The sequence below is a fragment of the Trebonia kvetii genome (genome assembly GCF_007827045.1).
Classification (GTDB): domain Bacteria; phylum Actinomycetota; class Actinomycetes; order Streptosporangiales; family Streptosporangiaceae; genus Trebonia; species Trebonia kvetii.
The window spans coordinates 453,700-466,857 of the sequence record NZ_RPFW01000004.1 but is presented as its reverse complement, the minus strand read 5'-3'; the positions used below and the strand labels follow the sequence as shown (position 1 = coordinate 466,857).

Here is a 13,158-nt window from a genome sequence, read left to right as displayed (position 1 = left end):
GACGGCCGAGGTAACGGCGTGTTTACCGGTGATTCTATCGGCGGACCAGATGAGGCCAGACTCGATAAGGCCAGACTAGATAGGGTCAGGCGGATCGAGCTGGACCCGGACTCCGCCGCCCTCCTTGCGCGCGCTGCGGCCCGCCTGGGCGGCCGCGAGTGCCTTGGCAAGCGCGGCACCCTCGGCTCTGGGCGCGCGGACCAGGGCACGCACGCCGCCCTGCTGCGGTCCCTGCGCCTCGAGAGGCACCGGCCCCAGGACCTCGAACCCCGGCTCCGTGCCCGCGAGGATCGCGGCCACCGCGTCCTGCTCCCCGCTGACCGCGGCCATCCGGACGGCGGGCGGGAAGCCGAGCTCGGCCCGCTCGGCCAGGTCGCGCTCCGCGAACGTGACAGGGTCCCAGCGGACGAGCGCCTGAGTGGCGGGCAGTGACTGGTCGGCGTGCACCAGGACGGTGCCGTCGTGGCGGACCAGGGCGGCGGCGCCGAGCCAGCGGCGCAGCGTCTCCTCGCCCGCGCGCAGGCTGGGGCGGGACAGCAGGGCCCAGCCATCAAGCAGCAGGGCGGCGGCGTAATCCGCGAGCGGCTCGGCACCCGGAGTCGCGATCACCAGGGCGGGCTGGCCGGGAACGGACGCGAGCACCTGGTCACCGCCGGACGTGCGCACCGTGAACCCGGGGAAGGCCCTGCCGAGCTCTTCCGCGGTGCGGGTGGCGCCGGTGATGGTGGCGCGCAGCCTGTCGTGACCGCAGCGCGGGCAGTGCCAGCCGCCTGGCCCGGTGGCCAGGGCGCCGCACCAGCGGCAGTCCGGTGCCGCAGCGGGACCCGACAGCCGCAGCGGGCCGTTGCACAGTGGTTGACCGGCAGACAGTGGTTGACCAGCAGGCGGGGTTTGACCCGCAGACGGGGTTTGGCCAGCGGGCGGGGTCTGGCCCACAGACGAGGCGTGCCCGTTCCCTGCCGGGTGCGTGCACCGGCCTGGCGCACGGCACCGTGCGCAGGCGATGCCCGCCAGGTAACCGCGCCGCGGCACCTGGATGAGGACCGGGCCCGCCCGCAGCGCGTCCCTCGCGGTGCGCAGCGCCAGGGTCGGCAGCCGCGCCGTGGTGGCGGCCTCGTCCCTGCCAAGCTCGGCGACGTCGGCGGCCGGCCTGACCCGCGGTGCGGTGGCGCGCAGCGTCGGCCTGTCGGGTCCGAGGTGATGCGCCCAGCCCGACCTGACCAGCTGCGTCATCTCTGCCGTCCTGGCGAACCCGCCGATCAGGGCGGCCGCCCCCGCCCGGTGCGCGCGCAGCGCGAGCACCTCGCGCGCGTGCGGATACGGGGCTCTCGGCTCGGCGTGCAGGTCGTCACCGTCATCCCACAGGACGACCAGGCCGAGGTCGCTGACCGGGGCGAACATCGCCGCCCGGGTTCCGGCCACGATCAGGGTCTCGCCGCGCAGCGCCGCGAGCCAGCGCCGGTACCGCTCCGCCGGGCCGAGGTCGGCGGTGAGCGTGACGTGCAGGGCGGTTGCCGTACCAGCGGGCGCCTGAGCGGCGAGCCCCGCCTCCCCGGCCAGCTCAGCCAGCGCGGCGTCCACGCGCGCCAGGTCGCGCGCGTCGGGCACGACGATGACCGTGCCGCGGCCCGCGCTCGCGGTGGTGAGGGCCGCGCGGGCGATCTCGTCGGGCCAGCTGGGCCCGGGCAGCGCCATCCAGGCCGCCCGGGCCGGGCGGCCGCCGGCGAGGGCGTCGAGGAATGACCTGCCGGCCGGGTACCGCGCCCAGGATCCCGGCTCGGGCCGCGCCAGCGCGCCTGCCTGCCGCGCCGGTGCGCTCGTCTGGCGTGCCCGGTCGCTTGCCGCCTCGGTCGCGGCGTGCCGCTGCGGTATCGCCAGGCGCAGCACGTCAGCGAGGGTGCCCGCGTAGCGGTCGGCCACGGCGCGGGCCAGCCCGGCGATCTCGGGTGTCAGCACCGGCTCGGCGGAGACCACCCGCTCCAGGTAGCGGAGGCTGCCCTGGTGCTCGCTCGCGGCGGCACGCTCGACGAGGAAGCCGTCGGTCAGCTGGCCGGCGAACCGCACCCGGACCCGGGCGCCGGGTCGCGCCCGGTCCGCGAGCCGCTCCGGCACCAGGTAGTCGAACGGACGGTCCAGATGCGCGAGGGGCAGGTCGACGGCGATCCGCGCGATGGGCTTGTCCGGCGCGGGGCGGAGCGTACGCGCGTCACGCTTCTTCTGCTTGCCGGGCTGGCTGGGCTGGTCGTGCGGGTCTTGCCGGCCTTGCTGTCGTCGCTCCGCGGGTCGCAGCCTGGTCACGGTGTCCGCCGCGGTTCCCGCCGCATCGTCCGCCTTGTCCGGTGCGACGAGCGGCGGCGCGTCCGACAGCAGCAGCCCCGCTGCCGCCTCGTCCCGCCTGTCCGCCATCACTCCGTCCTACCAGATCCGGCGCGCTCGCGTACCGCCTGCGCGGGTCCCCGACACGCAAGCTGGTTCCTGACACACAAACGGCCGGGCACGGGGAGCCGCATTCACCCGTGCCCGGCCGCTCGCGGGCTAGCCGGTCCTGCCATGCGCAGGCCGGCTCAGCCAACTGCGGGTCTTAGCCGATCAGGTAGTCGAACTCCCCGGAGCGCAGCGCGCCGACCATGGCACGGACGGCGGACGCCGAGTAGATGAGGGCCGTGCCCTGCGGGTCGCGCGAGTTGCGCATCGCGACGGTGGCCCCGTCAAGGCGGGCCAGTTCCACGCACGCACCCTGCGAGTTGCTGCGCTGGCTCTTCCGCCAAGTCGCACCGTCGAGCTGGGCGGCGCTGATCCCGTTGTAAATGTCCTGCATCGTTCTCGTCTCCTGACGGATTTAACCCGGTCCGCGGACTGGCGTATGCCGTGACGGGACCAGAGCAGCGGGTCCGGTCGTTGTCGCCGCCGACGGCGACCGGTTTCTCTTTTGATGTCCCCCGGGACTTACAGGATCGAGCTTAGCGCATGCACGTGCATCCGCATGGTATTTCGCACTGCCATACGCATACGCATCTGCACGGGCCATGCGCCTTAGGTATTTCCTAACCCTTTTGTCGATCTTACTTCGCGTAATCGCTGCAGGTCACCTAGGACAATCTGACACATCCAGCCCAAAGGTGACGCTGACCAGCTCCGTCTTCCCGCTGACAGCGATGTCATGCACCGAAACGGCCGTTCGCGGACGTAATATGCCTGTAACAATATTGTGCCGCTGTGTAACCAAGAGCACACGTAGTGAATGCAACAGGCCCGCACCCCGAGGGGTGCGGGCCTGTTGCGGCTCCGCGGGCCGCGGCGAAGGGGCCGCTAGAGTCCGGCCGCCGCGCGCAGCTGCGGCGCCCGGTCGGTGCGCTCCCAGGAGAAGTCGGGCTCGGTGCGGCCGAAGTGCCCGTACGCCGAGGTCTGCGAGTAGATCGGGCGGAGCAGGTCGAGGGCGGCGATGATGGCCCGCGGCCGCAGGTCGAAGACCGTCGTCACCGCGTCCTGAATCCGCTCGACGGGCACGCGCTCGGTGCCGAAGCACTCCACGAACAGTCCCACCGGCTTGGCTTTGCCGATCGCGTAGGCGACCTGGGCCTCGCACCGGTCGGCGAGGCCGGCCGCGACCACGTTCTTGGCCACCCAGCGCATCGCGTAGGCGGCGCTGCGGTCCACCTTGGACGGGTCCTTGCCGGAGAACGCGCCGCCGCCGTGCCTGGCCATGCCGCCGTAGGTGTCGATGATGATCTTGCGGCCGGTGAGGCCCGCGTCGCCCATCGGGCCGCCGATCTCGAACCGCCCGGTCGGGTTGACGAGCAGCCGGTACCCGGACGTGTCGATGTCCAGGCCCGCGAGCACCGGGTCGACGACGTAGTCCTTGACGTCGGGCGTGAGCAGTTCCTTGAGGTTGATGTCGGCGGCGTGCTGGCTGGACACCACCACCGTGTCGAGGCGCACCGGCTTGTCGGCCGCGTACTCGATCGTCACCTGCGTCTTGCCGTCGGGCCGCAGGTACGGGACCTGACCCGAGCGGCGCACCGCGGACAACTGCTTCGCGAGCCGGTGCGCGAGCATGATCGGCAGCGGCATCAGCTCCGGGGTATCCCGGCACGCGTAGCCGAACATCAGGCCCTGGTCGCCCGCGCCCTGCCGGTCGTAGTCGTCGGCACCCTCGCCCTCGCGGTATTCGAACGCGTCGGACACGCCCTGGGCGATGTCGGGCGACTGTGCGCCGATGGACACGGAGACGCCGCAGGACGCGCCGTCGTAGCCCTTGGCGGAGGAGTCGTAGCCGATCTGCAGGATCTTCTCGCGGATGATGCCGGGGATGTCCACGTACGTCTTCGTGGTCACCTCGCCGGCGACGTGGACCTGGCCGGTCGTGATCATCGTCTCGACCGCGACCCGGCTTTCCGGGTCGTCCTTGATCATCGCGTCCAGGATGGCGTCGCTGATCTGGTCAGCCATCTTGTCCGGATGGCCCTCCGTCACCGACTCCGAGGTAAACAGCCGACGCGCCACGTCTTGTCTCCATCCGCATAGTCAACTGGCTCGGTAGAGTTTAGCCGCTAACGGGGAGCGATCGCGCAGGTCAGTGACTTACCTCAATGTTCACGCCGGTCAGACGTCCGACTTCGCCGTGATCCTCCCCGAGGCGGCAGCCTCGCGCAGAGCATCGTAGTCGCGCTCGTTCTGATCGGCGTATGAACGAGCGAACTCGGTGATCGCCTGGTCAAACGCGTCCGAGCCGCCGAGATAGCCGGCGATCGCGATGCGGTCGCCCGACCTGGCGTGCGCGCGGGCCAGGGTCCAGCCGCAGGTCTGCCCGTACAGGAGCATGCCCTCTGGCAGCATGTTCTCGATGAGGAAGGAGAACTTCCAGTCGCGCAGCTGCCGCACGTAGAAGTCGCGCCGCTTGCCGTCGGCACCTTCCTCCACCCGGACCCAGCCGAGGAAGATGTCGCTCGCGGCCTGGATGAGGCGCTGGCCCTCCACCACCCGCTGGCCCTGGTTGGCGTACCTGCGGCCGCGTGCGAAGCGGCTGAGCACTGACGTCTGGGCCTCCTTGACCTGGAGGAACAGCGGATCGGAATCGTCGCGGCCGAACAGCAGCACGATCCAGCACCGGGTGCCGACGCTGCCGACCCCCACCACCTTGTGGGCCATGTCGGCGAACTCGTACTGCTCAAGGAGGTGCCGGCGGTTGCCGTCGAGCGTCCCGCGGTACTTGGCCATGAGCGGGACCATCCACGCTTCGAGCTCATCGGCCCGGGCGCCCACCAGGTCCCTGGCCGGGACGACAAGCGGCGGGTCGGCGACGATCCGCTGCTTGCCGTCGACGGTCTTGGTGAGCTTGCGCAGCGACCGCATGCTGTCGGACGTCCTGGCCTTCGCCTCGCCCGCGTCCCACTGCTTGCGCTGCCGCTTGGTGAGCCGCGACTCAAGATCGGCGCGGAGCTGTGCCACGTCGATGTGCGCGTAAAAGACGTCAAGGTTGGTCATCGCGGCGAACTGGCTCATCGCCTGGCGGTAGCTGGCGACCGCGGCCGCCGCGATCGCGGTCCGGTCCTTGCGGGAGAAACCGTTCTCACGCGCGGCCACCTCCAGGCTGGCCGCCAGCCGCTTGACGTCCCACTCCCACGGCCCGGGGAGGGTCTCGTCGAAGTCGTTGAGGTCGAACAGCATGCGGCGCTCCGGAGAGCCGAAGATCCCGAAGTTGGACAGATGGGCGTCGCCGCACGCCTGCACGGTCAGGCCGGTGACCGGGGTGCGGGACAGGTCGTCGGCCATCGGCAGCGCGGCGCCGCGGTAGTAACTGAATGGGGAGAACAGCATCCGGCCGTACCGCACGGGCACCAGATCCGGCACCCGCGACACCGCCTGCTGCTCGAGTAGCGCGACCGGATCCGGCCCGCCGTCCGCTCGCTCGAATGCCGCGTGGCTGTCGAGCGGCGCGAGTTTTCTTGCCGCCTTTCCGAGCTTGGCCCGTTCGTCGGGGCTGAGCCGCTCGGCCGGGGCCTCATGCTCGCCAGTGGCGCGCCGCTGCGCCGGGACGTGCCTGGCATCCGTTCGCGTTGCCGTCTTCACGCGCAGCCTCCTTCTTCCGTGCGGCGGCGGGCGGCGCAGAACGCCGCTGGCGCCCGCATTGCCGCCCATCGGCTGTGCCGCCCGCCCCTGTCACGGATTGTGCACCCGATGCGATCCTGGCCGCCTCCCCCGCGACGGGTGATGACGCGAGCGGGCCTTGTTGGCACCTTGGTACTCGTGAGAATCGAACGTTCCGTGAGTATAACGTGACATCGAGCGACAAGCACCATGCGGTGAACGCCGCCAGGACCATGATCCTGCCGCTGGCCCTCGCGCAGTTCATCGCCAGCTATGCCGCCACGAACATGAACGTGGCCATCAGCGCGATCGCCAAGGACCTCGGCACCACCGTGGCAGGCGTGCAGACGGCGATCACCCTGTTCACCCTGACCATGGCCGCGCTGATGATTCCCGGCAGCATCCTGACCGACATCTGGGGCCGCAAGCGCTGCTTCCTCATCGGCCTGATCGTCTACGCCATCGGGGGGCTGATCGCCGCGGCGTCGGTCGCACTGCCGATGCTCATCGTGGGGTACTCCCTGCTCGAAGGCGTCGGCTCGGCGCTGATGATCCCGCCCATCTACATCCTCATCACCGTGGCATTCCCCGACGTCAAGTCGCGGGCGAAGTACTTCGGCGTGGTGAGCGGCGCGGGCGGGCTCGGCGCCGCCGCGGGACCGCTGATCGGCGGCCTGGTGACCAGTGCGATCAACTGGCGCGCGTCATTCGTGCTCCAGGTCCTCGTGGTGGCGACCATCATCTGGCTCGCCCGCAAGATCACCGCCCCCGAAGCGCAGGGACGGGTGCCGCGGTTCGACCTGACCGGGGCGGTGCTGTCCGCCGCCGGAATGTTCTTCCTGGTCCTCGGCCTGCTGCAATCGCGCACCTACGGCTTCGGCAAGTCACGCGAGGACTTCGCGATCGGCGGCACCGTCATCATCCCCAAGGGCTCGATCTCCCCGGTGTGGATCTACGTGGTCATCGGCGCGCTGTTCTTCCTCTGGTTCTTCCTGCACGTGAGGGCCGGGGAGCGGAAGGGCAAGGACGTGCTGCTCTCGCTGCGCCTGTTCCGCGACAAGGTCGCCAACCTCGGGCTCGGCACGCAGACCATCCAGTGGCTGCTGCTGCAGGGGTCGTTCTTCGCGATCTCCGTCTACCTGCAGGAGGTCGACGGCTACAACGCGGTGAAGACCGGGCTGATGCTCACCCCGGCGACCGTCGGCATCCTCGCCGCCTCGGCGGGCGCGGACCGGTTCGCCCGCAGGCATCCGCAGCGCTGGCTGATCATCGCCGGCTTCCTTGTCACATCGCTCGGCATGGTGCTGCTGCTCGCCCTGGTCAGGGCGCACTCCGCGGTCTGGACCTGGGTGCCTGGGCTGCTGCTGTTCGGCATCGGGGTGGGCGTCATGCTGACCTCGTCGGTCAACGTGGTGCAGTCCAGCTTCCCCGACAGCGACCAAGGGCAGATCTCCGGTCTGTCGCGCAGCGTGTCGAACCTCGGCTCGTCGTTCGGCACCGCCGTGGTCGGCTCGGTCCTCGTCGCCGTCGCCCTGCCCGAGGGCCGGCCGTTCGCGGTGGCGCTGACCGTCATGCTGGTGTTCTCGCTCATCGGGCTGGTCCTCGCGGTGCTGATACCGCGCCAGTCGGCTGACGCGGAACGCTCGTCGAGTCCGGACGCCGCCCGGGTGGCCTGAGGCCCGGCCAGGTAGACGCGAACCGAAGGCCGGGCGGTCAGCGACCGCCCGGCCTTCCCCGTCCCTCAGCCCCCGCTGTTACCTCTCAGACCTCGGCCGCGTGCTCGGCCACGTCGGCCGACGCGCGCTGGCTTGGCACCGCGCCGACGGGCGCGCCGCCGCGCCAGTTGACCAGCGCGCTCGCGTGCACCCCGCGGAACAGCAGCGGCAGCAGCGCCACGGTGCCGGTCCAGCCGGTCTGGTGGCTCGCGCCGATCCCCGCGCCGTTGTCGCCGTGGAAGTACTCGTAGAACAGGATGAGGTCGCGCCAGTGCGGGTCGTCCTGAAGGATCGGCTGGCCGCCGTGCACCGGCCTGCGCCCGGCCGGGTCGCGCAGGAACGTGCCGGTGAGCCGGTCGCCGAGCTCCCTGGCCACCTCGTACAGGTTGCACTGGCGTCCGGAGCCCGTCGGGCACTCGACGGTGAAGCTGTCGCCGAAGTAGCCGTAGAGGTTCATCAGCGCCCGCACCAGCATGACGTTGATCGGGAACCACACCGGGCCGCGCCAGTTGGAGTTGCCGCCGAACATGCCGGTGTCCGACTCGGCCGGCAGGTAGCCCACCCGGTACTCCTGGCCGTCCAGGTTGAGCACGTAGGGATGGGCGGCGTGGTGGCGGGAGATTGCCCTGATGCCGTGCGGCCCGAGGAACTCCTGCTCGTCAAGCATCCTGGCCAGGATGCGGCGCAGCCGGTTTTCGTCGAACATCGCGAGCAGCACGGGTCCCGTGGCCGCCATCTGCTCGGTGCGGCCGGGCATGGCGGCGGTGACCGCGGGGTGCCTGGCGAAGAACTCGGCGGCTCCCTTGATGAGCTCCGGGTACTCCTCGCGGACCGAGGCGCCGATGACAGTGGCCGCGGCGAGCGGCATGAGCCCGACCACCGAGCGCACCTTCAGCGGCACCGAGCTGCCGTCGGGACGGCGCAGCACGTCGTAGAAGAAGCCGTCCTCCTCGTCCCACAGGCCTGTCGCGCCCGCGCCAACCTGGTTGGTGGCGGCGACGATCCAGGCGAACTCCTCGATCAGCGACTGGGTCTGCTCCAGGTAGGCCGGGTTCTCCGTGGCTAGCTCGGCGGCCATCTGGACCATGTTCTCGCAGAACAGGGCCATCCACGCGGTGCCGTCGGCCTGGTCGATGTGCCCGCCGCCCGGCAGCGGGGCGCTGCGGTCGAAGACCCCGATGTTGTCAAGGCCGAGGAAGCCGCCCTGGAAGATGCTGCGGTTGTCCATGTCCTTGCGGTTGAGCCACCAGCCGAAGTTGCGCGCCAGCTTCTGGAAGGCGCCCTCGAGGAATGCGCGGTCCGCCGCGCCGGTGGTGGCCTTCTCCAGCTGGTAGACGAACCAGACCGCCCAGGCGTGGACCGGCGGGTTGACGTCGCTGAAGTTCCACTCGTACGCCGGGAGCTGGCCGTTGGGGTGCAGGTAACGCCTGCTAAGCAGCAGTTCGAGCTGCTGCTTGGCGAACGGCAGGTCGACGACGGCGAGCGCGACCGTGTGGAAGGCCAGATCCCACGCGGCGAACCACGGGTACTCCCACTTGTCCGGCATGGAGATGATGTCCTCGGCGACCAGGTGCCGCCAGTCCTCGTTCCGCAGCCCGGTGCCGCCGTCGAGCGGGTTGACACCGTGCTCGGCCAGCCAGCGCTCCACGTCGAGCGCGTAGTACTGCTTGGACCACAGCATGCCGGCCAGCGCCTGCCGGCACACCAGCCGCTCGTCCTCGCTGAGATGGCCGGCCAGCACGGTGCCCCAGAACTCGGCGGCCTCGGCGCGGCGGGCGGTCATCACCTGGTCGAAGTCCGCGAACGGCCCCCCGGCGTCAGCGGTGGCGGCCGGGTCGGTGTCGGTGAGCCGCACCCGGACGGTCGCGGTGCCGCCCGCCGGAACGGTCAGCACGTAGTGCAGCGCCGCCTTGGTCCCGGTGCCGTCCGGGTTGACCGCCGCCGCGTCGCCGTGCACCACGGCACGGTCGATGCCGTCCTTGGCGTACGGCGCGTCATTCGCGGTGCCGAACGCGCGCTCGTTGTTCGTCTCGTTCTCCGTGACGAGGACCGGGACCGCGCCGTCGGCGCACAGCCAGCGGGTGCCGAGCTCGCCGTGCTCCACCCGCACCGCACTGCCGCCCGCCGCGCTGGCCGCGCTCAGGGCGGGCCGCTTGTCGCCGCCCGCCCACGACCAGGTGTGCCGGAACCACAGGGTGGGCAGCACGTGCAGCACCGCGTCGTCGGGTCCGTTGTTGCGCACGGAGACGAGCATGAGGATGTCCTCGGGCCCGGCCTTGGCGTACTCCACCTCGACGTCGAAGTACCTGCCGTCGTCGAAGATCCCGGTGTCAAGCAGCTCGTACTCCGGGTCGAGCTTGCCGCGCGCGCCGTTGACCGCGACCAGGTCGTCGTAGGGAAACTCGGCCTGCGGGTACTTGTAGAGCATGCTCAGGTAGGACGAGGTGGGCATGGCGTCGGTGTAGAAGTAGCACTCCTTCACGTCCTCGCCGTGGTTGCCCTCGGAGTTGGTCAGGCCGAACAGCCGCTCCTTGAGCACCGGGTCGCGGCCGTTCCACAGCGCCAGCGCCAGGCACAGCCGCTGCTTGTCGTCGCTGATGCCGGCCAGGCCGTCCTCGCCCCACCGGTAGGCCCGGTACCCGGCCTGCTCATGCGTGAACGACGACCAGGTGTCGTGCCCGCCGCCGTAGTCCTCCCGTACCGTTCCCCATTGCCGCTCGCTCAGGTACGGCCCCCACCGCCGCCATGTGATGCCGTCCTTGTCCGCCTCGTCTACCCGCCGCCGCTCCGCACTGACCATGGTGACCACGCCATTCGCTCGGTGTGTGGTGAAGTGATCGCAGTCAAGACCAGCGGGTGTCGATCCGGGAATGGCCGCAGGCACCAGCGTCCAGGCGTGCGCCGATGCCACGCGTCACCCGCGCGGAGTGATTCGCCCTGTGGTACGGGCCTGCGTCCCCTCAGGGGGCCCGCCGGGGTCAGGACAGGCGGGCGGCCGCCAGGGACAGCACGACCTCGGCGAGCGCGTCCTTGGAGCGGCGTGGCACCGGCGTGGCGCCGCCGTCGGCGGCGAGCACGACCCACTCGTTGTCGGCCGCTCCGAAGCCCTCGCCGTCGCCGACCCGGTTCAGCACGAGCAGGTCGCAGCCCTTGCGGGCCAGCTTGGATCGCGCCGCGTCCAGGCTCGGGTCGGTCTCGGCGGCGAAGCCGACGATCACCTGGCCCGCCGGGCCGCGCTCGGCGCGGCGCCGCGACAGGCCGGCCAGGATGTCCGGGTTCTCCGTCAGCTCGATCGGCGGCGGCAGGGCGCCGTCCTTCTTGATCTTCGCCTCCGCCCGCACGACGGGCCGGAAGTCGGCGACGGCGGCCGTCATCACGATCACGTCGGCGCCCGGCGCCTCGGCGAGCATGGCGGCGTCCATGTCCCTGGCGGAGACCACCCGGACGACCTTCGCTCCCGCGGGGTCGGGTAGCTCCGTGTTCGCCGCGACCAGGGTCACCACGGCGCCGCGCGCCACCGCCGCCCGCGCGAACGCGTAGCCCTGCCTGCCGGTGGACCAGTTGCCGAGGAAGCGCACCGGGTCGAGTTCCTCGCGGGTCCCGCCGGCGGAGATGAGCACCGTCCGCCCGGCGAGCGAAAGACTTTCCTCCGGAACGGGTGCGTGGTTCCCGCCGCGGGAAGCGTTGCCATGATCCGCGGGCAGCGTGGCGGGCGTGCCGGAGTCAGCCGAACCCGTTCTGTATCCAAGGATTGCCTGTGCGAGGGCGAACAGCGCCTCGGGCTCCGGCAGGCGCCCCTTGCCCGTGTCCTTGCCGGTGAGCCTGCCGACGGCGGGCTCGACCACGATGGTGCCCCTGGCGCGCAGCGTGGCGACGTTGTGCTGGGTTGCCGGGTGCTCCCACATCTCGGTGTGCATCGCGGGGGCGTAGACCACCGGGCAGCGCGCGGTGAGCAGCGTCGCGGTCAGCAGGTCGTCGGACATGCCGGCGACGGCGCGGGCGAGGAGGTCCGCGGTGGCGGGAGCGACAAATACCAGGTCCGCGGTCTGGCCGAGCTTCACATGCGGCACATCGGATACGCCGTCCCACACGCCCGTGGTGACCGGCTCGCCGGATAGCGCCGACCAGGTTGGCTCGCCGACGAAGCGGAGCGCGTCGGGTGTCGGCACCACCCGGACGGAATGCCCGCTCTCCTTGAACAGGCGCAGCAGCTCGCAGGCCTTGTAGGCGGCGATGCCAGCGCCAACGCCGAGGATGACCCGCGCCATGTCGCTACTCCGATGCCGTTGTTGCCCGCGGCGGTCTGGGGCGGTCCCCGGCCCTGGAGGCTTTAGCCCTCGGTCGCTTCGACCTTCAGCAGGCCCTCGCGGGCCTCTCGCAGCGCGATCGACAGCGGCTTCTCCTGCACGCGGGTCTCGACGAGCGGGCCGACGTACTCGAGCAGGCCCTCGCCGAGCTGCGAGTAGTAGGCGTTGATCTGGCGAGCCCGCTTCGCGGCGAGGATCACCAGCCGGTACTTGCTGTCAACGATCTCGAGCAGGTCGTCGATCGGCGGGTTGATGATGCCGTCCGCACCCTGGGTCGCAGCCACCTGTCGCATTGTCCTTCCAGTGAGCTCAGCCCTCAATAAGGAGAGCCGCTATGTGAGCAGCCAGCGAGCCCGGACAGTGCCGGGCTTCAAGGAAGGCTGTTAATCAACGTTACCATCTGCCGGCAAACCTCATCGATCGAAGTGTTCACCAGCGTCACGTCGAACTCGCCTGCCGCGGCGAGTTCTTCCCTCGCCACGGCCAGGCGCCGCTCCACGACGTCGGCCGGCTCGGTGCCGCGGCCGGTCAGCCGGCGGACGAGCTCAGCCCATGAGGGGGGCTCGAGGAAGACGAACAGCGCGTCGTCCTTCATGACCTCGCGAACCTGCCGCGAGCCCGTGAGATCGATCTCCAGCAGGGTCGGCAGGCCCGCGTCGAGCCTTTGCCGCACCGGTTCCGCCGGGGTGCCGTATTTGTTGCCCGCGAACTCGGCCCACTCGAGAAGTTCCCCGGCGCCGACCATGCGGTCAAACTCCGCGTCGTTAACAAAATGATATTCCCGCCCGTTCACCTCTCCCGGGCGGGGCCTTCGCGTTGTCACGGAAACCGAAATCCAGATCTCCGGGCTGCGACGGCGTAGTTCCGCGACGACTGTGCTCTTCCCGACCCCGGAAGGCCCGGAGAGCACAGTCAGCCGCGAATTCTTCCGCTCCGCAGGCAGGCGGGCGCCTTTCGGCCCCCTTTTCTCGGCGGCGGCGGTTTCGCGCGATTTACCGTCGGATGCTTCGGCCATGCCCTCGCACCCGTGACGGCCGCGCTGATCGCAC

General features: G+C 70.6%; 9 protein-coding genes. 1 reads left to right on the top strand and 8 read right to left on the bottom strand.

Going from position 1 to position 13,158, the window contains the following annotated elements:
* Window positions 1-75: 75 nt before the first annotated feature.
* The 4 genes from EAS64_RS22095 to EAS64_RS22080 form a co-directional block, all read right to left on the bottom strand.
* On the bottom strand, window positions 76-2,406 hold the full coding sequence (locus EAS64_RS22095; RefSeq protein WP_145855618.1) for a primosomal protein N': 2,331 nt from the start codon (window positions 2,404-2,406) through the stop codon (window positions 76-78).
* A 175-nt stretch (window positions 2,407-2,581) separates the two neighbouring features.
* On the bottom strand, window positions 2,582-2,818 hold the full coding sequence (locus tag EAS64_RS22090) for a DUF397 domain-containing protein (protein WP_145855616.1): 237 nt from the start codon (window positions 2,816-2,818) through the stop codon (window positions 2,582-2,584).
* Between the two features lie 491 nt (window positions 2,819-3,309).
* Entirely contained in the window at window positions 3,310-4,503 is a 1,194-nt protein-coding gene (gene metK / locus EAS64_RS22085; protein ID WP_145855614.1) for a methionine adenosyltransferase, read from the bottom strand.
* A 99-nt stretch (window positions 4,504-4,602) separates the two neighbouring features.
* Window positions 4,603-6,069 (bottom strand): DUF2252 domain-containing protein, encoded by a 1,467-nt coding sequence (locus EAS64_RS22080; protein WP_222849502.1) that lies wholly within the window; start codon window positions 6,067-6,069, stop codon window positions 4,603-4,605.
* Between the two features lie 206 nt (window positions 6,070-6,275).
* Between EAS64_RS22080 and EAS64_RS22075 the strand changes: the two genes are divergently transcribed.
* Window positions 6,276-7,763 (top strand): MFS transporter, encoded by a 1,488-nt coding sequence (locus EAS64_RS22075; protein ID WP_222849501.1) that lies wholly within the window; start codon window positions 6,276-6,278, stop codon window positions 7,761-7,763.
* An 85-nt stretch (window positions 7,764-7,848) separates the two neighbouring features.
* Here the strand turns inward: EAS64_RS22075 and EAS64_RS22070 are convergent, their stop codons facing one another.
* The 4 genes from EAS64_RS22070 to gmk form a co-directional block, all read right to left on the bottom strand.
* On the bottom strand, window positions 7,849-10,713 hold the full coding sequence (locus EAS64_RS22070) for an MGH1-like glycoside hydrolase domain-containing protein (protein ID WP_187366096.1): 2,865 nt from the start codon (window positions 10,711-10,713) through the stop codon (window positions 7,849-7,851).
* Window positions 10,714-10,780: 67 nt separating this feature from the next.
* The gene (locus EAS64_RS22065; protein WP_145855610.1) at window positions 10,781-12,070 is read right to left on the bottom strand and encodes a bifunctional phosphopantothenoylcysteine decarboxylase/phosphopantothenate synthase; all 1,290 of its coding nucleotides are present in this window, start codon (window positions 12,068-12,070) and stop codon (window positions 10,781-10,783) included.
* Window positions 12,071-12,132: 62 nt separating this feature from the next.
* The gene (rpoZ, locus tag EAS64_RS22060) at window positions 12,133-12,393 is read right to left on the bottom strand and encodes a DNA-directed RNA polymerase subunit omega (protein WP_145855608.1); all 261 of its coding nucleotides are present in this window, start codon (window positions 12,391-12,393) and stop codon (window positions 12,133-12,135) included.
* 86 nt (window positions 12,394-12,479) lie between these two features.
* Window positions 12,480-13,124, bottom strand: a complete 645-nt coding sequence (gene gmk, locus EAS64_RS22055; protein ID WP_145855606.1) for a guanylate kinase — start codon at window positions 13,122-13,124, stop codon at window positions 12,480-12,482.
* Between the last annotated feature and the right edge of the window lie 34 nt (window positions 13,125-13,158).

What these genes read in the sequence shown, in the direction of transcription:
- gmk (WP_145855606.1), bottom strand. Translation starts at nt 13,124, where the DNA reads ATGGCCGAAGCATCCGACGGTAAATCGCGCGAAACCGCCGCCGCCGAG.
- EAS64_RS22065 (WP_145855610.1), bottom strand. Translation starts at nt 12,070, where the DNA reads ATGGCGCGGGTCATCCTCGGCGTTGGCGCTGGCATCGCCGCCTACAAG.
- EAS64_RS22095 (WP_145855618.1), bottom strand. Translation starts at nt 2,406, where the DNA reads ATGGCGGACAGGCGGGACGAGGCGGCAGCGGGGCTGCTGCTGTCGGAC.
- EAS64_RS22090 (WP_145855616.1), bottom strand. Translation starts at nt 2,818, where the DNA reads ATGCAGGACATTTACAACGGGATCAGCGCCGCCCAGCTCGACGGTGCG.